Raw genomic sequence first — 24,281 nt, forward strand, 5'->3', positions numbered from 1 at the left:
TTTTCAGATTTTCTCGATTTTAGCCACTTTCCCTTTTCCCTGAGTCACTACATTAACGGCTGCCGTAATGGCTGCAACAATATTTCCGGGAATAGGAACCGGTGATTTGGCACCCTGCTTCGCAGGAAGCTCTTCTTCAGGAGCATATTTATTAACCAACGAGATAAGTAACTTTCCTAAATAGATCACAAGAAGGAGAATAGCAAAGACAGTTGCCATTCCAACTACCATCAGCAGAAACGCTGTTTCCAGATTTTCCATATAAATTAAATTATTAGTAAACAATGTCGATTTGCAAAAAAATCGTTCGAATTTAGCAATAATTTATTAATAAGTGAAAGACAAAAACCTTAAAAAACACAAAAGCGATCAGGCAAGTCAAAATGTGTAATTACATTTTAAACCGCCTGATCGCTTTCATCTTAGCTCTAATTTTTTACTTTTGCACTATGGGTATCGGTGCAGCCGCAGACGAAATAAACCCTTTCAGACTCTTCAAATAATCGATAAAAGCCGTGGTTGTTTCAAGTTTCTGATTATTAAAATCTCCTATTTCATAACCTGAAAACAATTTGCTGTCATAACCGTCGCCACCCGAGGTGATGAAAGCATCCAACACAACAATACATTTATCGTCATCACGGATTATCTTATTGGTACGGCAGTCGGTTATCGTTTCAATATTTCCTTTAGAATTCAAATGTAATTTTAAATAAGAAGTTTGCAGAAAACCGTTTTTATTTCTGCGTCCATCGTCCAATAATTGCTTCAATCGTTCACCCGTAAATTCATAAGCCACCACATTACCACCGAATGGGAGCACATTACCGGCACGCAACTTTGTGACCTTTCCGGCCGGAATACTGGCACGTAAGCCCCCGTAATGATTCACTCCAATCACAGGTAATTTTTTCAGTTCATCCGCCACACATTCACTTTGCAAGAAACTCTGCACGTAGGCAGCAGTCACATAAGCTCCCACAGATGTATAGTCCCACTTATTAACGGTACGATCATGGATCAAAGCATCCTCAGCATTAGTCAAGCTATCCGACAATCCATATTCTTCCAGTACATTATTGACCAATGAATCAATATATGGATTCGAAACCTCACCGGTGCGAATAGTATCGCCACCGATATAAGAAACCTTACAACTCCCTCCTTCTCTGATAACCTTGAAATCCAGTTTACCGACGTGTGTACCGTTGACTCCTGCCTGAATAATGGGAACATCGTTCACCTTACTAAGCACCACTTCATGGGAATGACCGGAAATGATAGCGTCCACTCCATTAAGATAAGGAAGTGACTTGGCATTCTCTTCTTCAATAATATCTTTATTTTTCATATTGGTACCAATGTGCATCAGAAGCACCACCAGATCCACCTTCCCCTCCTTCTTCAACCGGCAAGCCGTCTCGACACGGGCAACATATGTGGGATGTACAAAAGCCAATCCTTTGATATTTTCCGGACTCGTCTTATGGGCAGTTTCCGTTGTTGTCAATCCGACAAAAGCAACACGCACCTTTCCTCCGTTTTTCATCTCCAGATTCACAATCCGGTAAGGTTTTGCCCACTCCAACGAATCCCCCCGTTCTGAAATGATATTGGCAGCTACAAAGTTCATATATACTTTGGCTGTATCCGTCAGATAAGGTAATCCCCAGTCAAATTCATGGTTACCTACCGCTGACATCTTGACATCCATCTCCCGAAACATTTCAGGCAACGGATTACCTCTTGTAATTCTTGAGAAATAACTCCCGCTGAAATTATCGCCGACCGAAAGCACTATTGTATTTTTGTTTTTTTCTTTTTGAGTCAAGATAGTTTGTACTAATTTCCCTGCCCCGGGCACTCCCTTATCGCTGGCAAAGGCTCCATGGAAATCGTTAAACGATACCAAAGACAACGTATCCACCGATACGCATTCGTTTACCGATACTTCTGTTTGCGACTTATGTTCTTTTTTCTTCTTTGTTTTCAGAGGTGTCTGAGCCCATGTTCCTGCAAGAAGACAGAAAAGCAACCCTAATGAAGCAGCTCTTTGAAAGTATAATTTTTCCATAGCAATTTATTTTAAGTATTTTCTCACAAAGGTAAAAGAAATATATTCAAAAGCAATTCGTTTCCCGGAAAAGTAAAATTTAGTTTTCTTGTATTCCCATATATATAAAGGAAAGCCGGCCGGAATTTTTCAAATATTCCAGCCGGCTTTCCTTTATAATACTGATACAATGAATCATTATATCTTCTTGATCGTATCTACCACCCTCCTGATATCTTCATCTGTCAATGTAGGTCCCGAAGGCAGACAAAGACCGATATCGAACAACCTCTCACTCGTACCATTCCCATAGAACGGAGCATCCGTAAACACAGGCTGAAGATGCATCGGCTTCCACAAAGGACGAGTCTCTATGTTTGCGGCATCCAGCTTCAGGCGAAGATCCTCACGACTCTTGCCCGCAAGCTTCGGATCAACCAGAATACAAGTCAGCCAAAAGTTGGAAGCAAACCGTGAATCAGGATTCTCCATGACCGTAATACCCGCAACATCTTTCAGCAAATCAACATACAAAGAGTGAATAGCACGGCGACGCGCAATATGCTCTTCCAGAACGTACATCTGGCCACGGCCGATACCCGCACAGATGTTGCTCATACGGTAATTATAACCGATATGAGTATGCTGGTAATGCGGAGCGGCATCACGAGCCTGCGTCGCATAGAACTTTGTTTGCCGGGCCTCCTCTTCCGTACGACAGATCAGAGCACCTCCACCGGAAGTCGTGATCATCTTGTTGCCATTGAAAGAGAGAGCGGCCAGTTCACCGAATGTGCCACACTTCTGTCCGTTCAACTCCGAACCCAAAGCCTCGGCAGCATCCTCCAATACGGGAATACCATAACGCCCCGCAATATCCATGATCTCGTCCATCTTGGCAGGCATGCCATAAAGGTGAACCGGAATAATCGCCTTCGGAAGCTTACCCGTCTTGCGCAAACGGTCCTTTATGGCCTCCTCGAGCAATACCGGATCCATATTCCAGGTATCTTTCTCACTATCCACAAAAACAGGTTTGGCCTCCAGATAAGAAATCGGATTGGCAGAGGCGGCAAAAGTAAAGCTTTGGCAGATCACTTCATCACCGGGTTTTACATCCAGAAGAATCAAGCCCAAGTGAAGTGCAGCCGTTCCCGCACTCAAGGCCACCACATGGCGGTCTTCATGCAAACATTCGGCCAAAGATTGCTCAAAGGCATCCACGTTAGGTCCCAAAGGAACTACCCAGTTCGTATCAAAGGCCTCTTTTATAAAGTCTTGCTCACGGCCACCCATGTGAGCAAGCGAAAGCCAGATTCGTTTGTTCATAACGAAATTATCTATGTTTATTTGATTTTCTTACGTAGTAAGGAATAAAAAGGAAAGATAGCAATACATATATTTTTAAACAAAACAATCTAATAAAATGGCACATTGTTTTTCAACTATCCATATGATTAAATATATAATAATTTTATATCAACATAAATTTATTCACTAGACGGGACAAACATCAGTTTTTCTTTGTATCGATAAAACAAAGTTGAATCATCACCAACATTCTTATCAACAATCATCCCTGCCTGAATTTTATTTCTATTTCCAATAATTATATCTGGAACAGTTGTTACTCGAATACCCATATAATTGGCATCTCCTACAATGGTATGTCCACATAATAAAGCTGTTGCAAAAAAATTAAAATCACCGACTTTTGAATCGTGACTAATAATACTTTGAGAAGTTAGCAAATTAAAGTTCCCTAAAAGGACATTTGGACCAATCATAACAAAAGGGCACAATATATTTCCCTCACCAATCTTAGCTGTTTTTGCCACAATTGCGGTAGGATGAATCAAAGTCATAAATTTACCATTACGAGCTTTTATTATCTCCACTATTTTTCTTTTAACTTCACTATTACCTAAAGCCAAAATAAAATGATCCTCCTCTTGAACTTGATAATCTTCTAACAGCCCTAAATATGAATGGGCTAATTGATATTCTTTCCAACTATCAATACCCGACACTCCATATGTCAAATATCCCTTTATTTCAAAGGTACAATCATTTCCCCAACTTCCATCCTCCAAATAAGAGGTTAATTCAGCAGCTACAGCCCCAGTTCCTATAAATACAATTTTTTTATTCATAAAGCCAACTTCATATCATAAGTATCTAATTCAAAACATTCACCATGCCCAGGACAGACGACCAATTTTTTTCCTTTCATTTTCTCTATTACCTCCAATGTATCTATTAATTCCGATCTAGATCCTGTATACAGTTTCGTTACCGTACGTATACCTTTTATCAAAGTATCACCTGTGAATAAATAATGGTCTATTTTAAAAAAGACTCCAGCATTAGTATGGCCCCTTGCATTCTCAAAGTAAATATCATATCCTTCCCACAAAAATTTGAATTGTACATCTTCTAAAAGAATATCAACTTTAGATATAATAAATCCTTTTTGATTATAAAACAAAGAATGATTTCTTTTTGCATCTCTGATAGCAAAAGCGCATTGTTTAGAGCATATAATCCGAGTGCTGTACTTATTCACCAAATAATTACATCCCCATATATGATCAAAATGCTCATGAGTCAAAATAATGTATTCAGGAATAAGTTTATTCTTCTCTAAGACCATATCTATTACAGCACAATTTTCACTCCCCGGATCCACAACAACACATCTCAGGCCTACAACTTTATCAAAAAGGATAAAGCAATTAGAATTCACAGGCTCATTTTCTATTCGTAATAATTCTAATGCCATCAACCTGTTATATTAATAATCCGTCCACCATCTACAACCAATTGTTGCCCGGTTATCCATCTTGCCTTATCAGATAGCAGAAAACTCACTGCATTATAAACATCTTCAGGTCTTCCTAACCCTAAAGGATATGTCACAAGCATCCTTTTTGCAACCTCTTCATTCTCAAATATAGATTGCGTCATTTGAGTTTGAACAGCCCCTGGCAACACAGAGTTTATCCTCACATTCGGTGCCAACTCTATAGCCAAACATCTCATTAAACCATCCAACGCAGCTTTAGAAGCCGCATAACTACTGAACGCCTTTGCACCACGGTTACTTATATTACTTGAAATAAAAACCGCACTTTTAAGAGATGATTTATTAACTTTCTTCGAAACTAAAAGTTTAATGATTAGAGCCACTGAAAATACATTGGTATTAAATGTTGTATATAGATTGGACAAGTTTACCAATTTTAATGGTAACATCTTCATGAAACCAGCACAATGAACAAAATGAGATATTGAGATATCTTCCAAATCAATAAAAGTCCTCAATTTATCTTCTAATGTATGCGTATCTTCTAAATCTGCGGCCCAAATTAGATGAGAGCCCTCCTTATCACAGTCCTGTAAGACAGACATTAATTTGTCTTCATTTCTCCCATTCAAAATAACATTATAATTCTCTGATAATTTAATAGCAATGATTCTACCTATTCCAGACGAAGCTCCAGTGATTATAACATTCTGTCTTTTTTTCATATCATATTTTATTGGGCAGTAAATCCACCATCCACACTAATAATTGCTCCTGTTATCCATTTCGACATATCAGACAACAAAAATAAAACAGAATTAGCCACATCTTCCGCTTCCCCCAGTCCCAATGGATGTAAAGTACTTAGATGATCAACATAATCTTCCGAAAAAGAAGAAGATACATTCTCCATCATCTTAGTTTTTATAAACCCAGGAGCAATACAATTTACACGTACTTTCTTAGGTGCCAACTCGATAGACAATGCTTTGGTAATTCCTTGAATAGCCCCTTTAGAAAGTGCATACCCAACATTGGCAGCGGAACCAACCAAACCATAAACCGACGAAATCAAAACAATAGTGCCATGCTCACCCGCATACACATTTCTATTCATCAATATTTTTGCTAATTCAACCGCAGCATAAGCATTTACAGTATAAAGTTTTTCACAATGGGCTGCTGATACGGTTTTCAACGGTGAAATATATGGAAGTCCCGCGCAATGCACAAATCCATTCAACTTTCCGAACGAGCTAATAGAAGATAGGATACATCCTTTAAACTCTTCTGGAAAAGACAAATCCATTTTTAGAATCATTGTTTCTCCTACACAGTCTTTCTTCGTTATTTGGAGCCCATCTTCATTTATATCTACTAAAATTAAACGTGCTCCACATTTAGATAACAAAATACTAGTAGCACGCCCCATTCCTGAGGCTGCACCAGTTATCAAATAACTCCTTCCTGAAAGATTTAATAAATCTAATTCCATAATTCTATTTAGACTTTGAATCTATAAGTTCCTTTAATCCTCCAACAGTTTTTGCCTCAGTAATCTCTTTGGCATTTAAAGTGATCTTATAACTTTCATCAGCAAAAGCTATAATCGAAAGAATAGTTAAAGAATCCCAAGCCTCAAAAGATTTTAATTCATCTGACACGTTCACCGTATCTTCTTCGAGTAATTCTGCAATTTGTTCTAAAAATTGTTCCATAATTAATAATTTATTTGTTCACAAAAAGATAAATTCCCAACTTTCATTAATAAGCTCCCCCACGTCAGCCCAACTCCAAAACCTGCAAAACAAAGGTTCAGTTCCTCTTTTAATAATCTCTTCTCTAAATTAAAAGTAATATTTGTAGGAATAGATACTCCACTGGCATTCCCAAAGTTTTCCACAATATTACTAGGAAGTTTTTCATAAGGAACTCCTATTTTATCAGCCAATTTATGTAACATAAACCTATTCGGCTGATGAAACATGTAATAATCTACACAATCTTTATCTATAGCTGCATCTTCTAACAAAGAATTAATCATGGGAGGGACTTCTATCTGAACAAAATTAAAAACCTCATCGCCTTTCATTACAAGATTATCCCTTGAACGAAAATTCCCATTAACATCTTCTTTCATCACAGCGGTTTCAACCGACGATGGTTCTCGAAAGCCCCCTGCCGGAATCATTAGTGCTTCAGCCCTACTCCCATCCATTTGTATTCTACCATAAATAACAGAATCACAATTAGAGCGTTCCACAATAGTAACAGATGCACCATCCCCTATCAAAGGATTACTATTACGATCTCTTTTAGACACTTTCTGACTTAATACATCAGCATTCAGCAAAACGACTTTATTTATCTCTGGCTGATCAAGCAGCATAAAAGACTGAATTAAACCTATAATAAATCCAGCACAACCTTGATTAATATCCAAACAAATCATATCCCGCTTTAATCCCAGTTTTCCTTGGATAATATTACTTGTAGGTGGCATAAAATGATCAGGAGATTGCGTTACAAGAACTAAAGCATCTATTTCATCTCTACTAATCTTTCCGCTTTCAATTAGATAGTTCAAACCATAGCAGCATAAATCAGATACACAAACACCCTTTTCCACAATACGATGCTTATTATATCCCATAGCTAATTTCAATTTCAAAGATTTTGCATGTGAGAAATTATAATTATCCATTTCATCTTCAAACAAAACTTCTTTATCAGGCAATATTGTCAATATACCCGATATTTTTTTATTATGAAATAACAACTTCATTAGACAACTCCATTCTTTTTTAGAAGTCCGATAATACTCTCTAAAGAAGAAAAATTTTCTGGCAATACATCAACACCATCAATGGAAATGCCAAAAGTAGAATCCAATTCATTTACCAAATTAATTACATCAAACGAATCTAGCATACCTTCTTCTATAAAGTTAACCGGTTCATTGAAATCAAATTCAGGCCTTAGACCATTTAGAATTACTACAATCTTTTCTTTCATATATATATTATTTTTTAATTAAAACATAATCATATAGTTTCTCTGGGGAAAAGCCATAATGCAAATACCGTTTTATCGCATTCTCATTTCTTGAGATTACCCAAAACATCTGCCGTTTCGATAAAGCACCTTCATGCATGAAAGCATTGAACAATTTTGCTCCAATTTTTTTTTCACGAAACTCTGGTATGACAAACCAATATCTTAAATAAAGTGTTACTCCAGTAAGTTCATAAATAATGAAACCACTTATAGAACCATTCTGTTTATAAACCAGTACTGTCCCATTTTTTACAAAATGGCCTAATTCTTCTTCTGATGGTATTTGTTCTGACAGTGGATCAAAACAAGCATCAAGCAATATTTTTATCGTTTCAACATCACCCAGCACTCCCTTTTTTATGTGTTCATCTATAGGAAGAGAAACATTCGGATATCCTGTCCTACTCATCCGATAGAGCAATTCATACTCTTCAAATCCCCAAAGTACAAACTTGTTTTTAAGTGGTAATATAGAGTCATTTCCCACTAAGTCAACGACACAAGTACCTATGTAGTTTCGAAAGAATTTTACTAAAGCTTTATTTAAAGCACGCATATCAGTTGAGATAAAATAAAGATAAGAGTAAGTCTCATTCCGCTTAATCAATAAAAAGCAATCATCAAATGATTCATAAAAGAAGGCATTACGATCTATCCATAAAGAATGCTTAAAATGATCAAGAAAAAAATTTGTAATAAACCCCTTTCTTTCACTCCTTATCTGCTGAATTAGCATTTGGACGTCATTGATCGATTGTAAATTATCCATTAATCTGTTTATTATAGAACAAACGATCAATTTTACCATTGGTATTACGTCGTAATTCATCCAATCGATAAAAAGCTGTAGGTAACATATACTTAGGAAGTTCCTTTCCTATTTTAGTCCTAAACTCCGCTGGTGAAATTTCTTCTGCCGATTCGTAGAACAGAGTTATTTCCTTATGCACAAAATTATAAACAATACATCCATTGTTCACTAACTTCAACTTATTTATTATAATATGTTCTATCTCTCCCAGTTCCGTACGATATCCCATATGTTTTACCAAACTATCTTTTCTGCCTTTGAAAACAATCTCTCCCAAGGCATTAACATATACAATGTCACCCGTACGATAGACAAGCTCAGGATAAGCACTATTTAATGGATTTTGCACAAAAGCAGCAGCTGTCTTTTCCGGATTATTATAATACCCCATTGCTAAAGAACTTCCTCTAACACACAACTCCCCCTCTTCATTTACTTTTGTAACAAGTTTATTATCCTCATTGAGTATCAACACATCCGTATTCCGGCAAGGGAAGCCAATAGGTATAGGTTCTTCATCTTTTATATCTCTATCTACAATATAATATGTACAATCTAAAGTAATCTCAATAGGCCCATATAAGTTAGCAAACATAGTATTTGGCAATTGTTTTTTCCAATAGTTAAATTGTTTAGTCGGAAATACTTCTCCTGCGAACCAAACAGTTTTCAAGTCAGGTAACTTTATTGAGGTCAATAGATTCATGTTAGCAATATTAACCATGATAGTAGGTACCCAAAAAAGAAACGTAACTTTATATTTTTCCAATAATTGTAATATAGAAGCAGGAAAAGCAGACAAATGCTCTGGGATTACTACAATAGTATTCCCCTTTGCCATCAACATACAAAGTTCAAAACTATATATATCAAATACTAATGGAGATAATGAGCCTATCACTTCATCGTTTGAGAACTTAAATACATCTAACGCCCATTCAGTAAAATCAAAGAAGCTTCTATGATTTAGTACCACTCCTTTAGGGGTACCGGTAGATCCAGACGTATTAATAATACACAAGGGATCAGTATCAACTAGTTTTTGCAAACGAATGTCTAATAGCTCATCATCAATAGACAAGTCCCAATCCACCTCATCTAAGTTTACTACTTGTATAGAATCAGGTAGAATTCCTGATATATTTTTAAGATATTGATTATTAGTAACAATTATGGCTGGAGTGATTAAATCTATTATATTTTTTATACGTTCGGAAGGTGTTTTCACATCTAAATTCATATAAAAATTACCAGAATAGATTATAGCTAAGTCCGCACAAACACTTTCAATACTTTTATTCAAATAGACAGCTATTGGCTTTTTCAGAACATTGGCATTCGATGCAAAATTGTAAGCTAATGTATGAACTTTATCATCTAATGAAGAGAAAGTTATTTCTCTATCTCGATCTATAACAGCAATTTTATTAGGAAATAAGTGTACTGTTTCTTTAAAATACTCAATAATATTGATCTTCATTTTACCATTATTTAATTATTACCATTAAACGCTTCCATAGTTGCACACGAATCTGAACTAATTCCTTCGCGTGTGAATACTTTCTTTACTGTTAAAAACAGAATTTTCAAATCAAGAGAGAAGGAGCAATGATCGACATACCATACATCCAATTCAAACCTTCTTGTCCATGATATAGCATTACGCCCATTCACCTGTGCCCAACCAGTAATACCAGGTCTTATTTCGTGTCTCCGAGCCTGTTCAGTATTGTATAAGGACAAATACTGAGGAAGCAAAGGGCGTGGTCCGATTAAAGACATGTCTCCTCTCAAGACATTAATTAATTGGGGTAACTCATCTATCGAAGTAGAACGTACTAGTTTACCAATCCTAGTTAGTCGTTTATCATCCGGAAGTAAGTTCCCTTCTGCATCACGTTCATCTGTCATAGTTTTAAATTTGATGACCTTAAAGATTTTACCATGCCGCCCGGGCCTCTCCTGAAGAAAAAAAGCACCGGCACCTTTATTGGCAAAATAAAGCCAAAAAGTTACGAGAAACAATACAGGCCAGACAATGATCAAGACAAAAAATACGACAATAAAATCAATTAATCGTTTAATAACATACTGATACATACTTACTCAAAATGTTTCATTATCATCCGGTACCCTCTTTCTACTGTATAATTAGATTTCAGGTATTCATACCCTTTCTCGCCCATCACTTTTATTTTTTCCCTGTCTGCAGATAAAGAATCCACCATTTCCATAAATGTATCCAGATTCCCATTTTCTGTCCAAAAGCCATAACCATTCCGTTCAGCGATCCGCCCGATATCCGTATTCATGTCTGTAGCCAATAAAACGGGCATCCGGTTTTCTAAATAAGAAAGTAAACGGGAAGGATAATTGGGGATGGTAAAACGTCTATCAAGGAAAATCAAACCGACGTCACAAGCCTTTACCAAATCATCATACTCTTTCTTTGGAAGTGAAGATAGCAGCATTGAATTATCCGGATGATTCGCCTCAAACCAAGACTTTATCTTGCCATATTCAGTGCCACTGCCTACAATGATGAAATAACTGTCATTACGTTCCTCATTTGCGGCTATCACGTCCAACAAGAAAATCAGACCTTGTGGACGCCCCAAATTGCCACCATATATAAAAAGAGTCTTATTAATTGGAATATGCAATTTCTGCAATATGTTTTTTCTTGCAATTGAAGTCATTAATGGCTTCTCTAACAATTTAATACTATTGGGGCATATCTCTACTCTATCAGCCTTTATTTCCGGATTATGTGTCAACACATAATCCACATTGGCAGGAGACATACAGCCTATAAAGTCCGATATCTGATATAAAACCTCCTCTTTTTTACGGAAAAATCTATAAATTAAGCTTCTCTTTGAAAACATTCCCAAATCAACGGCATTTTGAGGAAAAATATCTTTCAATAAAAGATAACTTTTCGCCTTACAACGTTTCTTTTGTGAACTGATGACCCTATTGAAAGTAATGGGAGGAGTTGAATAAAGTATCAAATCAAACTGGATATCCTTCCAATATCTCTTTATGGCACATTGATACTGCATTTCCAATAACAATGTACCGATGCCTTTCTCCACCACATTGCTCTTTTGGATATTCAATGTCTTCACCCTCAATATTTGAGCGCCACAACTCTCTTTTATTGAAGTAGATTCATGAAAGCGACGTTCAGCGGGAACAACCATATAGACCCTATGCCCATGACAAATAAATTCCCGCATCAAATCCGTGTATATCCCCCGTTCAGAAAGATCTGAAACACGGTTAAGGGTCAGAAACAAAATATTCATTTCGATATTATCAAGATTTTCTCCAGACGATTTTGTTTACTATTCCTGTATAACTTTGAATCAACTTCACCACCTTTGTCGATACATTTCGATCCATATAGTCCGGAACAGGGACACCATTATCACCATTCCTATTCATTTCCACAGCAGTATCTACAGCTTGAAGCAAAGAAGCTTTATCAATCCCTGCAAGAATAAAACATCCCTTATCCAAAGCTTCAGGACGTTCGGTACTTGTGCGAATACAAACAGCCGGAAAAGAGTGACCGACAGAAGTGAAAAAAGAACTTTCCTCCGGTAATGTCCCGCTATCACTGACCACGGCATAAGCATGCATCTGCAAGCAGTTATAGTCATGGAAACCCAGAGGGGCATGCCGAATCACCCGGCTATCCAGTTTAAATCCACTTGATTCCAGGCGGTTACGGCTACGAGGATGGCAACTGTAAAGTACAGGCATGTCATACTTTTCAGCCATCGCGTTTATGCCTTCAAACAATGAAGCGAAGTTCTTGTCAGTATCAATATTCTCTTCCCGATGTGCAGACAGCAGGATATATTGTCCTTTCCTCAAACCCAATCTGGCGTGAATATCCGAAGATTCTATAGCAGAAAGGTTCTCAGACAGAACCTCGGCCATCGGAGAACCGGTTACATAAGTACGTTCCTTTGCCACACCCGAAGCATTCAGATACCGTCTGGCATGCTCCGAATAGCATAGATTCATATCAGAAATAATGTCTACAATACGCCGGTTTGTCTCTTCAGGAAGGCACTCATCAAAGCAACGGTTACCGGCTTCCATATGAAAAATAGGAATATGCAAGCGTTTAGCGCTGATTACACTTAGGCAAGAATTGGTATCACCGAGAACCAAAACGGCATCAGGGCGTAAGTGTGACATCAGTTTATAGCTCGCATTCAAAATATTACCCATTGTCGAGCCCAAATCATCCCCTACAGCATCCATATAGACATCCGGAGCCTGTAAGCTCAGGTCATGAAAAAAGACTCCGTTCAGATTATAATCATAATTCTGTCCGGTATGAGCCAAAATACAATCAAAATATCGACGGCATTTATTTATTACGGCAGCCAACCGGATAATCTCCGGACGGGTACCGACTATTATCAACAGTCTCAGTTTGCCATTATACCGAAACTTGATATCTGAATAATCCAGTTTGATTTCCATAATGCTATTAAACTTCTTCAAAATAAGTATCCGGCCTACCGGGATCAAAACACTCGTTACACCACATAAAAGTTACCATATCCGTATCACCCAGGTTCTCAATATTATGGGTATAACCGGTAGGAATATCAATTATTTCAAGCTTATCACCTGAAACAAAATATTCTAGAATCTCAGAGGATGAATCATACATGTTACGAAAACGGATGACACCTTGGCCACTTACAACCACAAATTTTTCGTTTTTGGTATGATGCCAATGGTTACCTTTTGTAATATGTGGCTTGGAAATATTAACCGAGAACTGTCCCCGGTCCGTACTGCGGATAATCTCCGTGAAACTGCCACGGGCATCCACATTCATCTTCAAAGGATAGCCAAATCCATCTTTCGGCAGATAAGAGAGATAGGTGGAGTAAAGTTTCTTAGTAAAACCATCTCCCACATGGGGAACTCCCAAGTTGTTACGGTTCTCACGGAAAGAAAATAGCAATTCCACAACTGCTCCCAAAGTAACAGTGTATACAGCAGATACTTTACAATAAGCTCCTTCCCGATGTTCATTGCCCGTCAAAGCAGAGATTAATTCATCCACAACATCATCTATATATACAAGATTCATCTCCACATTCGGATCATTGACCTGAATGGGAAGATCATGTGCTATGTTATAGCAAAAAGTAGCTATTGCACTATTATAATTGGGACGACACCATTTACCAAAGAGATTGGGAAAACGGTATACCAACACTTTCGATCCCGTTTCCCGGGAATACTCAAACAACAATTGTTCACCCGCCCGTTTAGAGGCTCCATAAGGATTATCCAAAGCGGCTTGTGTAGAGGAGGATATCATGATAGGGCAAGTATTTCCATGTCTCTTCAATGAAGCAAGAAGCGTAGAGGCAAAACCAAAGTTCCCTTTCATAAATTCAGACTGGTCCAGTGGGCGGTTGACACCGGCCAGATTAAAAATGAAATCAGCCTGTCGGCAATAGTCATCCAATTCAGAAGGGTCACTATCTACATCATATTCAAAAATGACCAACTCGTTTCCGGACAAAGCGTAATTTTTTGCTTTGCCACTTTGAATATTGCGCAGTTGGGATACAAGATTCCGCCCGACAAAACCTTTCGCACCGGTTACTAAAACTTTCATAAATAAAGAGGAATTAATTTATTTGATCTTTGCTATCAATTCTATTTTTCTTCAAGAGCCAGATCTTTACGAATGAAATCAAGTTTCAAGAGAAGTTCTTTCATTCCTTCAACATCAAGACGACGGGTATTATGAGAATGGTAATCTTCTATTTTGGAGACCTCCTCACTTCCTTCCACAAAAAACTTATCATAATTTAAATCACGCGTATCACATGGGATACGATAATAATCACCCATATCCTCTGCTTTAGACATCTCTTCACGGGTAACAAGAGTTTCATAGAGTTTCTCACCGTGGCGGGTACCAATCACTTTGACATCCGCGTTACTATGGTAAAGAGACTTTAATGCATCGGCTAATACATCCAGAGTGGCAGCGGGTGCCTTCTGAACAAACAAATCACCATTTTTTCCATGCTGAAAGGCATAAATCACCAAGTCGACAGCATCATCCAAAGTCATCATGAAGCGGGTCATGTTGGGATCTGTTATTGTTATTGGATTACATTTCTTAATTTGCTCTACCCACAATGGTATCACAGAACCACGGCTGGCCATAACATTCCCATAACGGGTACAGCAAATCGTTGTTCCTCCACAATTACCCAACTGACGACCTTTGGCGATAGCGACTTTCTCCATCATGGCTTTGCTGATACCCATCGCATTTATAGGATAGGCAGCTTTATCGGTAGAAAGTACCACCACATTCTTAACACCATGAGTTATGGCGGAATCCAACACATTTTCTGTACCGAGAACATTTGTCCTAACCGCTTGTGTGGGAAAAAACTCACAGGAAGGGACTTGCTTCAGCGCAGCGGCATGGAAGATATAATCCACTCCATTCATAACTCCATCCACAGAGCGTTTGTCACGGACATCGCCAATATAGAATTTTACTTTGGGATTCTGAAGATGGTGACGCATATCATCTTGTTTCTTTTCATCACGAGAGAATATACGAATCTCCCTGATATCGGAATCAAGAAAACGACGTAAAACCGCATTGCCGAAAGAACCTGTTCCACCGGTAATTAAAAGTATCTTATTATCAAACACAATATATTATTTTAATAGTTCCCTAAACTCCTCACGTCTCTTCTCTAAAGAAAAAGTTTCATGAATATAATTATAACCATCAATGAGTTTATTATAATCAAATTGCTCTATCAAGTCAAGAATAGAAGCAGTCATATTTTCATAATTTTTTTGTATATCGATTTTTATACCAAATGATTTAATGGTATCATTAAGTCCTCCCATACCAGAATGAATAACTATATTACTGGCAGCCAATGCCTCCAAAGCAGATATGCCAAAACCTTCATAAGAAGATAGTTGGAAATAATACTTACTTTTTTTCAACAAAGAGACTTTATCTTCCTCTGATATACTCCCCACAAAAGAAACATATTCCTCCAATCTTAAATTCTCTACTATTTCTCTAAGATAATCGCTTCCCTCTCCAAGTTTACCAATTATAACAAATTTAGAGTCTGCGTATTTTTTATTAGCAACCAATTTTTCAAATACATACAAAGCTCTATCAATACCCTTTCTTATTACATTAGCTTTAGTTTCCATCCAGCCAATTGTCACAAATAACTCTTCACATTTCTTTTCAAATCCACAACTAAATTTTTCTATATTTATTACATGATATGAGAAAAAAAGCTTTGTAGGTTTCTTTTTATATAACCCACTTATGTTTTTCAAATCAGAATTTGAAACAACAACACATTTATCAGCAAACAAATAACATAATTTAAACATTATTTTTTGAAATATATATTCTTTCTCCGATACAAGATTTCGGTCTAAAGCATCAATTCCTCCTGTCATATATACTTTCTTGCAGAAAAGACGAGATAATATAGCTGAGAATAAACTTTTTCTATAAAAATATAAGAAAGAGAAATCATATCGATAAAATCTAATAAAATCTATAATTTTATTAGTGATAATCACATCATATCCTAATTCTTTTAACAACAAAATATCTATTACATAAAATCGTTGGCTCACAAATGAAGACAAATCTCTTACACTTGAATAAAATAATATTCTTTTCATCTTTTACAATCTCTATATCTACGAATTTGCAATATTACATTTGGAAATAAACTTCTAATAATAATAAGCATACACTTCCTCAAGTAGGCAATCAAATGATAGCTGTAATGAATAATAAATTTTTTTCTTGAATGCCTATTTCTAAAAATAGAATATAAAACATCTTTTTTAGAGACGATCTCATTTACTGAACTGAAACCAGAATCAATATATAGGATATTAGATATGATTAAATCTAACATTTGAAATCTTTTTCCACCAATATATAATTTATATATAAAATCATAATCGGAAGCTGCTTTTATATCTACATCAAAAAGCATATCTTTACAAACCTCACATTTTACAAAAACTGACTGATGAACAAATCCTTTCCAAATATTCTTAGGAATGCAGGGATTTATTTGAAATTCTCCCCACATACTACGAACCCACGCACCTCCGTACACAACATCAATTCCAATTAGCATTTGACTAAACACCTGAGTAATTATATCAGAACTAAAAAAGTAATCTCCGCAATTCATAAAAATAATCCAATCTCCCGTAGCAACTTTAATTCCTTTGTTCATGGCGTCATATATACCATTATCAGATTCTGAAACCCAATAACTAATTTTTGTAGCATACTTCTCCACTATGTCCATAGTACCATCATCTGATTTTCCATCTATTATAATATATTCTATATTTGAATAATCTTGATTAATGACACTTAATATAGTATCTTCAATATAATCTATGCCATTGTATACTACTGTAATGACTGTTATTTTAAGTTTTTTCTCCATTTTCTGAATTAAAAAAAGGACAAGTAATTAAAACATATAGTAAAAAAACAAATCGCACACCTGAATTAAATATAAAAAAATCACTTTTATAATTACAATATAGTAAAGTGAATAATAAATATATCGCAATTTTTTTATCAACATAACATATACGATAAAACATATAAAAATATAACGCTAACATCAATGATAAATAGAATATTCCACCATAATTTAAACGTAATAAGAAACCTATATCTGTTGTACGAACTCCATCAACAAAAAGATAATTACCTGTACCTAGAAGCCAATCTTGTAAATTAACAGGAAAAACAAGCATATCTCCTAATAATGCTTCTAAATTTTCACTTGTTTTCCCCAATAAAAAATCATTGAGGATATCGAAAGTTGTCATGCTCCATTCAAAAGATGTTGATAACATTTCACTTTTTTCCATAAAATCATCCAAAACAGTAATACACAAAACTATTATTATAAAGAACGACCCTACCTTTAGGAATTTTCTAGTATTTAGAACAAATACAATCAATAATGAAAATAAAATTGGAACAAACCCTGATCTTGCATTTGTAAACACAGCTATCAACATTATACTGGCAAAAAAAGCCCCCCATCCCCCGTATTTCCAATAACCTAAAATAATTAATCCAATACATATACCTTGTATAACTGGATACGAAAATAACAACCCATCAGCCAAACCATACCCTCTATATATAAAAGTGTTTAAAAGTTCCTCTGGGTATCTTAACAAATTTATTTTTAAATCATATGCTATATTAGGATTTAGAATTAAAAAGAATGAGAAAAATGAAGCTAAAGACACACACATAAATAATATTCTTTTAATAGAAATATCAGTTATATGATTAATACTCCATAGTACCCCATAAGAACATGGAAATAAAAATAAAACTAATGAAGTATCATTTAAAGAGCAAACTACATGTCCATTAAATAAATCTACATAAATAGAAAATAATGCTATTAATCCTAAAAAAAACATCTCATATTTATAAAAATAAATGATTTTAGAAAACATCCCATTTATTAATATAATAAACAATATAACTATAATTATTATTTTATCACTTCCAAATGGAAGTACTTTAAATGGAGGTGCGAAAATATAAAAATACAAAATCAATATCGATAAACAAATCATGCTCCATCTAGTCACGTATTTCATCACCTAACTTTTTTTACTAAAAACCTCAGAAAAGGAGCTATTCTAAATATAACTTGAAAAAATATACGAATATCATTTTTTATTATTATCTTGTATATTACCAATGAATATTTATATACAAAGTACTTATTAATATGTTTATATAATGTGTTTTTTTGCCTCAGATACTCTACTGGGAAACTATTAATCATTATAGACAAGCCTGCATTGTGTTTCCTATAAACAGACATTATATCTTTGAAGAAGAAGACCTTTCCTTTCTTTATTAATACAATCTGCAAAACTAAATCACCATTAATAACATTATTTGCCCAAATAGGCCATTCATACAATTCCTTTCTAAAAACAATACTAGCAGTAGGTACACACCAATTTGATAGAATCTCTTTTATACATAGTTCAGTACTCTTTTCCTTTTTTAGAAACTGATATTGTAAATTCGAATCTGTATATACAACCAAAGCATTGTGAGCACAAAGTGAATAAGAAGGATTATTCTCTAAAAAATCAACTTGCTGTTGTAGTTTTAAAGGATTGATCCAATAGTCATCTCCTTCACATATTGCAATATATTTCCCTCGAGCCTTATTTATCAAACTCCCCCAAACATTAACACCTTTTGAGTATTGATTTTCTTTTTGAAAGATCGGATAAATTAAATTTGGATATTTATCCACATATCTTTGTATAATCAGAGGCGTGTGATCAATAGAGGCATCATCATGTATAATAATTTCTATTTTGAAATTACATTGTTGTACCAAAAATCCGTCTATAGCTTTGTCAATAAACTCCTCATGATTATAAGCCGTACAAATAATAGACAACATTACTTCCATCGAGCAACAAAATTTAAGATAATATCAACATCTTGATTTGTTAAGTTATGATGCATTGGCAGACATATCACACTATCTGCCATCTTCACTGCTACTGGTAAGTTCTCCCTTTTAGCGGATTCCAATCCACGATAAGTGGAAAACTCACTTATTAACGGATAAAAATATCTTCTGCCGAGTACGTCACTCTCTTTCAACTTGAAGTAAAGTTCATCACGGGTCAGACCATATTCCTCAGCATTTATAAAAATAGGAAAATAAGAATAGTTGTGACGGACACCGGGTATATCCTCCATGAAACGGATACCGGGGATATCTTTCAAAGCATCACGATATTGAACGGCAACTTTACGACGAGCCTCAATGGCGGAATCAACTTGTTTCAAATTCAATAGTCCATAAGCGGAACGAACTTCATCCATCTTACCATTAATGCCAGGAGCAACAATAGTCGTTTCACCGGCAAAGCCAAAATTCTTCAGATAATCAATGCGTTTCTTGGTCTGTTCGTCGTGACAGACCAGAGCTCCACCTTCAATCGTATTATAGACCTTCGTAGCATGAAAACTCAGAGTGGACATATCACCGGATTCAAGTATTGACTTGCCGTTTACCTCTACACCAAATGCATGGGCAGCGTCATAAATGACCTTCAAACCATATTTATCCGCAATCTCTTGAATACGAACCGTGTCACAAGGTTTGCCATAGACATGCACAGGCATGATAGCAGTCGTCTTGGGAGTAATAGCAGCCTCTATTTTTCCAGGATCCAGATTGCAGGTTACAGGATCAATATCTACAAACACCGGCTTAATCCCGTTCCACCACAGAGAATGGGTAGTGGCAACAAAACTATAAGGAGTCGTAATTACTTCACCGGTTATACGTAATGCTTGTAAGGCACACATTAAAGGAAGTGTACCATTAGTAAAAAGACTTATATAAGGTACCTTTAAATACTCACATAAAGCCTGCTCCAACTTCTGATGATAATGACCATTATTAGTGAGCCATTTACGATCCCAGATATCCTCAAGATAAGGAATAAAGTCATCCAAGGAAGGAAGAAGTGGAGAAGTAACCGTGATTAGTTTTTCATCCATCTTAATATTATATTACTTTTTTTGAACACAAGAGAGTATGAGCTGTTTGATTTCAAGATATTCCTCCAGATTCAACTTTTCATATACAAGAAAAGACAACAAAAGACCTGAAAAGCATTGCAAGGGGAGCATGACATATATTGAAATATCAAGAAAAGAAATAATCCACATGACAAAAGCGACAGACAATGAAACAGCGAACGTCGGAAATACATCTTTGATCTGATCTATTGTAGGATACCGGATTAAACCGGCAGAATAATAACTATTCAGAAAATAAGCTATAAAGGAGATTAAGACACTGCCCCACAACATATATTCTATACCATACATGATACCAAGAAAAATGGGAATGACCGCTATTATTTTTTTTATGATTTCTAACTTGAGAAACAGATCAGACCGACCCTTCACCTGCAAAATATTCAAATTAATGGCATGAAGAGGATATAACATTCCGGCAAAACAAATGATCTGAAGATAAGAGACTGACACCAGCCATTTCTCACCGATTAATAACAGTATCAACGGCTTAGCCACAGCCGCCAGACCAAGCATACAGGCAAAAGAGATCAGCATGGTAACCTTTATCACACGGCGGTAAGCTTCACGCAAACGTTCCGGTTCATCCTGGATGGAGCTCAGAACGGGATAGCTGACACGCTGTACCACGCTAGTCAGATTACTGGAAAAAATTGTATTAAACTGCTCGGCACGTGTATATTGGCCCAACTGGGCGGAACTATAAAAACGTCCGATAACGATATAGTAGATGTTCTTGTAAAGCGTATCGAGTAAACCCGACAACAGTAATTTTGAGCCAAAGCCGAAAAGGCATTTAAAACTATCTGCGGAGAACTCACACACCGGACGCCAAGCACTGTAAAGCCAGAGGAAAACGGTATTTAATAACTGCCGGGAGACCTGTTGTCCAACCAAACTCCAGACACCGTAGCCATAGCAAGCCATCACGATGCCAATTCCACCACTGGATAAAGAAGCTATCAAAGAGATTTTGGTTTGTGTTCTAAAATCAATCTCCCGCACCATAATAGTGCGTTGAATGATACCTAAAGAATTAATGATTAGAACAAGGCCTATAACTCTTGTAACAGGAATCAATATAGGTTCATTAAAAAAAGAACTGATAGAAGGGGCACAAAAATAAAGAAGGACATATAGGATGACACCAACCACCAGATTAAAAAAAAAGACTGTGTTATAATCAATACGCTTTATATCCGTTTTGCGAATTAACGCATTGGAGAATCCACTGTCAATAATAGAATTCGAAATAGCGATAAAGATGGCAATCATAGCCATAATGCCATATTCTGCAGGAGTAAGCAAACGCGCAAGTACCAATCCGACCAGAAATGAAACACCGGAACTGGAGATGTTATCAGCAAAACTCCATCCCACTCCCTTAACCGTTTTATGCTTTAAGGATTCGCTCACCCTTCTATCTCTTTTATTACTTTCAATAAATACTTTCCATACTGATTCTTCAGCATAGGATAAGCTAGTTCACGTAACTTCTTTGAATCAATCCAGCCCTGACGGAAAGCAATACCTTCCAAACAAGCTATTTTTAGGCCTTGACGCTTCTCTATTACTTCTATAAAGGTGCTTGCCTCGGATAAAGAATCATGGGTACCTGTATCAAGCCAAGCAAAGCCACGTCCTAATACCTGAACTTTCAGATCCTGAGAAAACAGAAATTGCTGATTTACACTGGTGATTTCCAGTTCTCCACGGGAAGAAGGCTTGATCTGTTTTGCGATCTCAACAACCCTATTGGGATAAAAGTAAAGTCCAACAACCGCATAATTAGATTTAGGAGTATCAGGTTTCTCCTCAAGGCTGAGGACATTCCCATCCCTATCAAACTCAGCCACCCCATAGCGTTCCGGATCTTCAACCCAATAGCCAAAAACCGTAGCCTTATTTTGTAATTCTGCGGATACTACAGCTTCCTTCAACATCTTAGTAAAAAAGCTACCATAAAAGATATTATCGCCAAGAACCAGGCATACAGAATCATTGCCTATAAACTTCTCACCAATAATAAATGCCTGTGCCAAGCCGTCGGGAGAAGGTTGCTCGGCGTACTCAAAACGTACTCCAAAGTCAGAGCCGTCACCTAGCAAACGTTGAAAGCCGGGTAAATCGTATGGAGTGGAAATAATCAATATTTCACGAATCCCCGCCAACATGAGTACAGAGATAGGATAATAGATCATCGGCTTATCAAATATCGGAAGCAACTGCTTACTGACTCCTTTGGTGATCGGATATAAGCGAGTGCCGGAACCACCGGCCAAAACAATACCTTTCATCAATATACTTATTAAAATTAAATTACTATACCGAAATCACTCCACCGGAATCATTCCACCTCACTCCAAGGATACGGATTCTCTTGCACATCCTTCAGACGTTCCATCACCTCACGCTCCTCTTCTGACAACTCCCTGTCCTGCCACGTATCAATGATGGCCTGAGCTTCCCGAGCCAATTCCTCGTCGAAAACTTCTCCGTAACAATAAACTAACAGTTGGACTTTCAACAGGGAGGCAGGCAGATGCTCCAATACATCCCAGCAACGATCCAGAATATGCTGAATGCGTTCCTCCTTGTCACCGTTATTATAGAGAGTCGCATTATATCCCATCAGGAGCGACAGACACAACCGGGCCTCTTCTTCATGACTATTGCCATGCTTGTCGTACAAGGCATTAGCCTGAGAAAAAACATCACGATTCAGACGGGTGAATTGATCACTGTAGATCGGCCGACCGTCCATGCCTAAGTAGCAAAGTTCATGGGCAGAAGCATAAAGGGCGGAGATTTCGGATTCTAAATAGTTCATATCTTGTTATGTTATTTTTCGATGACAGGTTCGACCAATGAAGGATGGACAAAAGTGGTGGCGACAGCCATGACTCCTTCGATGGTGACTACGACACGACGGTCATTGCGGACACGGACAAACTCGCCCTCCACCCCCTCGAAAAGGCCTCCGGTGATACGCACACGGGTACCCTTGCGGATGTTCAACTCAGAAGGTTCGAAATAAAGCAGGGATTCATCATAATTCGCAGAGACAGCCATGAAATTACGCATTTGGGAATCAGGAACGATGATGGGACGATGGTATTCACGATCCATAATGTAACGGATAGGAAGCGTGGTGCACTTGCTTTCTTTGATGGCATCGATACAACTACGCGAGGAACGGACAAAAACCAGATTATGGACCGCAGGAACAAGCTTACGGACCCGACGCTCGTTTTTAATGGTATATTCGTAGTGCATGGGGATGAAATTCTCGATCCCCTCCGAATTGAGGTACTCCTGCAAAGCCAGTTCACGCCCGTAAGTGATACGCAAGGCATACCAGTTCAAAGCGGAAGAAGACAGGAGGGATTGAGAACGCTCCATCGAAGATTCGATAGATGCGGATGTTGTCATGTCGTTCACGTCAGGATGTTCTTTGGGGACACCGGAGTAGCGAAGCATACCTCCCGGTCAAGTTATGTAATGCGGATTTTAATGAAAAATTCAGTGCATCCATGTTATTTAATGACCCTCCACTATCACAGAAGGAGAGGCAGAAAATAGTTATTTATTATAATAGCTTTTAAACGAGGGTATTGAAAACAAAAAGTGTTTCAATAGACGTTCGTTTAAAAACACATGATTTTTGTATATAAATCAGAAGAGAACAGAAAACAAAATCAGACAGATAATAAACTGTTTTTTGTTAATTCATAAATACCTGTGGTTTAAGATATTGGGATAACAATCAAAAGAAGAAAATCATTTTTTTTATTAAACATTTTGTAGTTCTAAAAATACCCCCTATCTTTGCGTTCAATTAAAC

General features: G+C 36.8%; 26 protein-coding genes. All 26 read right to left on the bottom strand.

Going from position 1 to position 24,281, the window contains the following annotated elements; genetic code table 11:
- Positions 1-3: 3 nt before the first annotated feature.
- Entirely contained in the window at positions 4-261 is a 258-nt protein-coding gene (locus tag FDF36_RS04370; protein WP_220390491.1) for an OadG family protein, read from the bottom strand.
- A gap of 175 nt (positions 262-436) precedes the next feature.
- Entirely contained in the window at positions 437-2,074 is a 1,638-nt protein-coding gene (locus tag FDF36_RS04375; protein ID WP_220390492.1) for a bifunctional metallophosphatase/5'-nucleotidase, read from the bottom strand.
- Positions 2,075-2,251: 177 nt separating this feature from the next.
- On the bottom strand, positions 2,252-3,382 hold the full coding sequence (locus tag FDF36_RS04380) for a DegT/DnrJ/EryC1/StrS family aminotransferase (RefSeq protein WP_220390493.1): 1,131 nt from the start codon (positions 3,380-3,382) through the stop codon (positions 2,252-2,254).
- Positions 3,383-3,543: 161 nt separating this feature from the next.
- Complete coding sequence (locus tag FDF36_RS04385) at positions 3,544-4,206, bottom strand: acetyltransferase (RefSeq protein WP_005820760.1); 663 nt, start codon at positions 4,204-4,206, stop codon at positions 3,544-3,546.
- Positions 4,203-4,835, bottom strand: coding sequence for an MBL fold metallo-hydrolase (locus FDF36_RS04390; protein WP_005820762.1), 633 nt, complete (start codon positions 4,833-4,835; stop codon positions 4,203-4,205). The genes FDF36_RS04385 and FDF36_RS04390 overlap by 4 nt, the downstream gene beginning before the upstream one ends.
- Positions 4,835-5,584, bottom strand: a complete 750-nt coding sequence (locus tag FDF36_RS04395; protein WP_005820764.1) for an SDR family NAD(P)-dependent oxidoreductase — start codon at positions 5,582-5,584, stop codon at positions 4,835-4,837. Before FDF36_RS04395 ends, FDF36_RS04390 begins: the two co-directional genes overlap by 1 nt.
- An 8-nt stretch (positions 5,585-5,592) precedes the next feature.
- On the bottom strand, positions 5,593-6,354 hold the full coding sequence (locus FDF36_RS04400; RefSeq protein WP_005820766.1) for an SDR family NAD(P)-dependent oxidoreductase: 762 nt from the start codon (positions 6,352-6,354) through the stop codon (positions 5,593-5,595).
- Between the two features lie 4 nt (positions 6,355-6,358).
- On the bottom strand, positions 6,359-6,577 hold the full coding sequence (locus FDF36_RS04405; protein WP_005820767.1) for an acyl carrier protein: 219 nt from the start codon (positions 6,575-6,577) through the stop codon (positions 6,359-6,361).
- Positions 6,578-6,579: 2 nt separating this feature from the next.
- On the bottom strand, positions 6,580-7,644 hold the full coding sequence (locus tag FDF36_RS04410; protein ID WP_005820769.1) for a 3-oxoacyl-ACP synthase III family protein: 1,065 nt from the start codon (positions 7,642-7,644) through the stop codon (positions 6,580-6,582).
- The gene (locus tag FDF36_RS04415) at positions 7,644-7,874 is read right to left on the bottom strand and encodes a phosphopantetheine-binding protein (RefSeq protein ID WP_005820772.1); all 231 of its coding nucleotides are present in this window, start codon (positions 7,872-7,874) and stop codon (positions 7,644-7,646) included. Before FDF36_RS04415 ends, FDF36_RS04410 begins: the two co-directional genes overlap by 1 nt.
- A gap of 7 nt (positions 7,875-7,881) precedes the next feature.
- The gene (locus tag FDF36_RS04420) at positions 7,882-8,685 is read right to left on the bottom strand and encodes a GNAT family N-acetyltransferase (RefSeq protein ID WP_005820774.1); all 804 of its coding nucleotides are present in this window, start codon (positions 8,683-8,685) and stop codon (positions 7,882-7,884) included.
- Positions 8,678-10,207, bottom strand: coding sequence for an amino acid adenylation domain-containing protein (locus FDF36_RS04425; RefSeq protein WP_220390494.1), 1,530 nt, complete (start codon positions 10,205-10,207; stop codon positions 8,678-8,680). Before FDF36_RS04425 ends, FDF36_RS04420 begins: the two co-directional genes overlap by 8 nt.
- Before the next feature lie 11 nt (positions 10,208-10,218).
- Positions 10,219-10,827 carry a sugar transferase gene (locus FDF36_RS04430; RefSeq protein WP_220390495.1) on the bottom strand — a complete coding sequence of 203 codons (609 nt, stop codon included), beginning with the start codon at positions 10,825-10,827 and terminating at the stop codon, positions 10,219-10,221.
- A gap of 2 nt (positions 10,828-10,829) precedes the next feature.
- Complete coding sequence (locus tag FDF36_RS04435; protein WP_220390496.1) at positions 10,830-12,038, bottom strand: glycosyltransferase family 4 protein; 1,209 nt, start codon at positions 12,036-12,038, stop codon at positions 10,830-10,832.
- A gap of 10 nt (positions 12,039-12,048) precedes the next feature.
- Positions 12,049-13,233, bottom strand: a complete 1,185-nt coding sequence (gene wecB / locus FDF36_RS04440; RefSeq protein ID WP_186993089.1) for a non-hydrolyzing UDP-N-acetylglucosamine 2-epimerase — start codon at positions 13,231-13,233, stop codon at positions 12,049-12,051.
- 7 nt (positions 13,234-13,240) lie between these two features.
- Positions 13,241-14,392, bottom strand: coding sequence for a capsular polysaccharide biosynthesis protein CapF (locus FDF36_RS04445; protein WP_220390497.1), 1,152 nt, complete (start codon positions 14,390-14,392; stop codon positions 13,241-13,243).
- Between the two features lie 41 nt (positions 14,393-14,433).
- Positions 14,434-15,456: a polysaccharide biosynthesis protein gene (locus FDF36_RS04450; RefSeq protein ID WP_220390498.1), complete on the bottom strand. Its 1,023-nt coding sequence runs from the start codon at positions 15,454-15,456 to the stop codon at positions 14,434-14,436.
- 6 nt (positions 15,457-15,462) lie between these two features.
- A complete protein-coding gene (locus tag FDF36_RS04455) occupies positions 15,463-16,470 on the bottom strand; it encodes a glycosyltransferase family 4 protein (RefSeq protein WP_220390500.1) in 1,008 nt (335 codons plus the stop codon).
- The gene (locus FDF36_RS04460) at positions 16,467-17,261 is read right to left on the bottom strand and encodes a glycosyltransferase family 2 protein (RefSeq protein WP_005820787.1); all 795 of its coding nucleotides are present in this window, start codon (positions 17,259-17,261) and stop codon (positions 16,467-16,469) included. The genes FDF36_RS04455 and FDF36_RS04460 overlap by 4 nt, the downstream gene beginning before the upstream one ends.
- Positions 17,245-18,450, bottom strand: a complete 1,206-nt coding sequence (locus tag FDF36_RS04465; protein WP_005820789.1) for a hypothetical protein — start codon at positions 18,448-18,450, stop codon at positions 17,245-17,247. Before FDF36_RS04465 ends, FDF36_RS04460 begins: the two co-directional genes overlap by 17 nt.
- Positions 18,450-19,289 (bottom strand): glycosyltransferase family 2 protein, encoded by an 840-nt coding sequence (locus FDF36_RS04470; protein WP_220390501.1) that lies wholly within the window; start codon positions 19,287-19,289, stop codon positions 18,450-18,452. The genes FDF36_RS04465 and FDF36_RS04470 overlap by 1 nt, the downstream gene beginning before the upstream one ends.
- Positions 19,280-20,395: a DegT/DnrJ/EryC1/StrS family aminotransferase gene (locus FDF36_RS04475; protein WP_220390502.1), complete on the bottom strand. Its 1,116-nt coding sequence runs from the start codon at positions 20,393-20,395 to the stop codon at positions 19,280-19,282. The genes FDF36_RS04470 and FDF36_RS04475 overlap by 10 nt, the downstream gene beginning before the upstream one ends.
- A gap of 12 nt (positions 20,396-20,407) precedes the next feature.
- Positions 20,408-21,853, bottom strand: coding sequence for a lipopolysaccharide biosynthesis protein (locus FDF36_RS04480; RefSeq protein WP_220390503.1), 1,446 nt, complete (start codon positions 21,851-21,853; stop codon positions 20,408-20,410).
- A complete protein-coding gene (gene rfbA / locus FDF36_RS04485) occupies positions 21,850-22,734 on the bottom strand; it encodes a glucose-1-phosphate thymidylyltransferase RfbA (protein ID WP_217737563.1) in 885 nt (294 codons plus the stop codon). Before rfbA ends, FDF36_RS04480 begins: the two co-directional genes overlap by 4 nt.
- Positions 22,735-22,784: 50 nt before the next feature.
- Entirely contained in the window at positions 22,785-23,267 is a 483-nt protein-coding gene (locus FDF36_RS04490) for a UpxZ family transcription anti-terminator antagonist (protein WP_005820796.1), read from the bottom strand.
- Between the two features lie 11 nt (positions 23,268-23,278).
- A complete protein-coding gene (gene upfY, locus FDF36_RS04495) occupies positions 23,279-23,839 on the bottom strand; it encodes a capsular polysaccharide transcription antiterminator UpfY (RefSeq protein ID WP_220390871.1) in 561 nt (186 codons plus the stop codon).
- Positions 23,840-24,281 lie beyond the last annotated feature (442 nt).

The sequence above is a fragment of the Bacteroides fragilis genome, from assembly GCF_019583405.1.
In the GTDB taxonomy this organism is placed as follows: domain Bacteria; phylum Bacteroidota; class Bacteroidia; order Bacteroidales; family Bacteroidaceae; genus Bacteroides; species Bacteroides fragilis_B.

What these genes read in the sequence shown, in the direction of transcription:
- FDF36_RS04370 (WP_220390491.1), bottom strand. Translation starts at nt 261, where the DNA reads ATGGAAAATCTGGAAACAGCGTTTCTGCTGATGGTAGTTGGAATGGCA.
- rfbA (WP_217737563.1), bottom strand. Translation starts at nt 22,734, where the DNA reads ATGAAAGGTATTGTTTTGGCCGGTGGTTCCGGCACTCGCTTATATCCG.
- FDF36_RS04430 (WP_220390495.1), bottom strand. Translation starts at nt 10,827, where the DNA reads ATGTATCAGTATGTTATTAAACGATTAATTGATTTTATTGTCGTATTT.
- FDF36_RS04435 (WP_220390496.1), bottom strand. Translation starts at nt 12,038, where the DNA reads ATGAATATTTTGTTTCTGACCCTTAACCGTGTTTCAGATCTTTCTGAA.
- FDF36_RS04415 (WP_005820772.1), bottom strand. Translation starts at nt 7,874, where the DNA reads ATGAAAGAAAAGATTGTAGTAATTCTAAATGGTCTAAGGCCTGAATTT.
- FDF36_RS04420 (WP_005820774.1), bottom strand. Translation starts at nt 8,685, where the DNA reads ATGGATAATTTACAATCGATCAATGACGTCCAAATGCTAATTCAGCAG.
- FDF36_RS04410 (WP_005820769.1), bottom strand. Translation starts at nt 7,644, where the DNA reads ATGAAGTTGTTATTTCATAATAAAAAAATATCGGGTATATTGACAATA.
- FDF36_RS04395 (WP_005820764.1), bottom strand. Translation starts at nt 5,584, where the DNA reads ATGAAAAAAAGACAGAATGTTATAATCACTGGAGCTTCGTCTGGAATA.
- FDF36_RS04465 (WP_005820789.1), bottom strand. Translation starts at nt 18,450, where the DNA reads ATGAAATACGTGACTAGATGGAGCATGATTTGTTTATCGATATTGATT.
- FDF36_RS04390 (WP_005820762.1), bottom strand. Translation starts at nt 4,835, where the DNA reads ATGGCATTAGAATTATTACGAATAGAAAATGAGCCTGTGAATTCTAAT.
- FDF36_RS04445 (WP_220390497.1), bottom strand. Translation starts at nt 14,392, where the DNA reads ATGAAAGTTTTAGTAACCGGTGCGAAAGGTTTTGTCGGGCGGAATCTT.
- wecB (WP_186993089.1), bottom strand. Translation starts at nt 13,233, where the DNA reads ATGGAAATCAAACTGGATTATTCAGATATCAAGTTTCGGTATAATGGC.
- FDF36_RS04375 (WP_220390492.1), bottom strand. Translation starts at nt 2,074, where the DNA reads ATGGAAAAATTATACTTTCAAAGAGCTGCTTCATTAGGGTTGCTTTTC.
- FDF36_RS04475 (WP_220390502.1), bottom strand. Translation starts at nt 20,395, where the DNA reads ATGGATGAAAAACTAATCACGGTTACTTCTCCACTTCTTCCTTCCTTG.
- FDF36_RS04490 (WP_005820796.1), bottom strand. Translation starts at nt 23,267, where the DNA reads ATGAACTATTTAGAATCCGAAATCTCCGCCCTTTATGCTTCTGCCCAT.
- FDF36_RS04380 (WP_220390493.1), bottom strand. Translation starts at nt 3,382, where the DNA reads ATGAACAAACGAATCTGGCTTTCGCTTGCTCACATGGGTGGCCGTGAG.
- upfY (WP_220390871.1), bottom strand. Translation starts at nt 23,839, where the DNA reads ATGGAGCGTTCTCAATCCCTCCTGTCTTCTTCCGCTTTGAACTGGTAT.
- FDF36_RS04460 (WP_005820787.1), bottom strand. Translation starts at nt 17,261, where the DNA reads ATGGAGAAAAAACTTAAAATAACAGTCATTACAGTAGTATACAATGGC.
- FDF36_RS04470 (WP_220390501.1), bottom strand. Translation starts at nt 19,289, where the DNA reads ATGGAAGTAATGTTGTCTATTATTTGTACGGCTTATAATCATGAGGAG.
- FDF36_RS04425 (WP_220390494.1), bottom strand. Translation starts at nt 10,207, where the DNA reads ATGAAGATCAATATTATTGAGTATTTTAAAGAAACAGTACACTTATTT.
- FDF36_RS04385 (WP_005820760.1), bottom strand. Translation starts at nt 4,206, where the DNA reads ATGAATAAAAAAATTGTATTTATAGGAACTGGGGCTGTAGCTGCTGAA.
- FDF36_RS04400 (WP_005820766.1), bottom strand. Translation starts at nt 6,354, where the DNA reads ATGGAATTAGATTTATTAAATCTTTCAGGAAGGAGTTATTTGATAACT.
- FDF36_RS04455 (WP_220390500.1), bottom strand. Translation starts at nt 16,470, where the DNA reads ATGAAAAGAATATTATTTTATTCAAGTGTAAGAGATTTGTCTTCATTT.
- FDF36_RS04405 (WP_005820767.1), bottom strand. Translation starts at nt 6,577, where the DNA reads ATGGAACAATTTTTAGAACAAATTGCAGAATTACTCGAAGAAGATACG.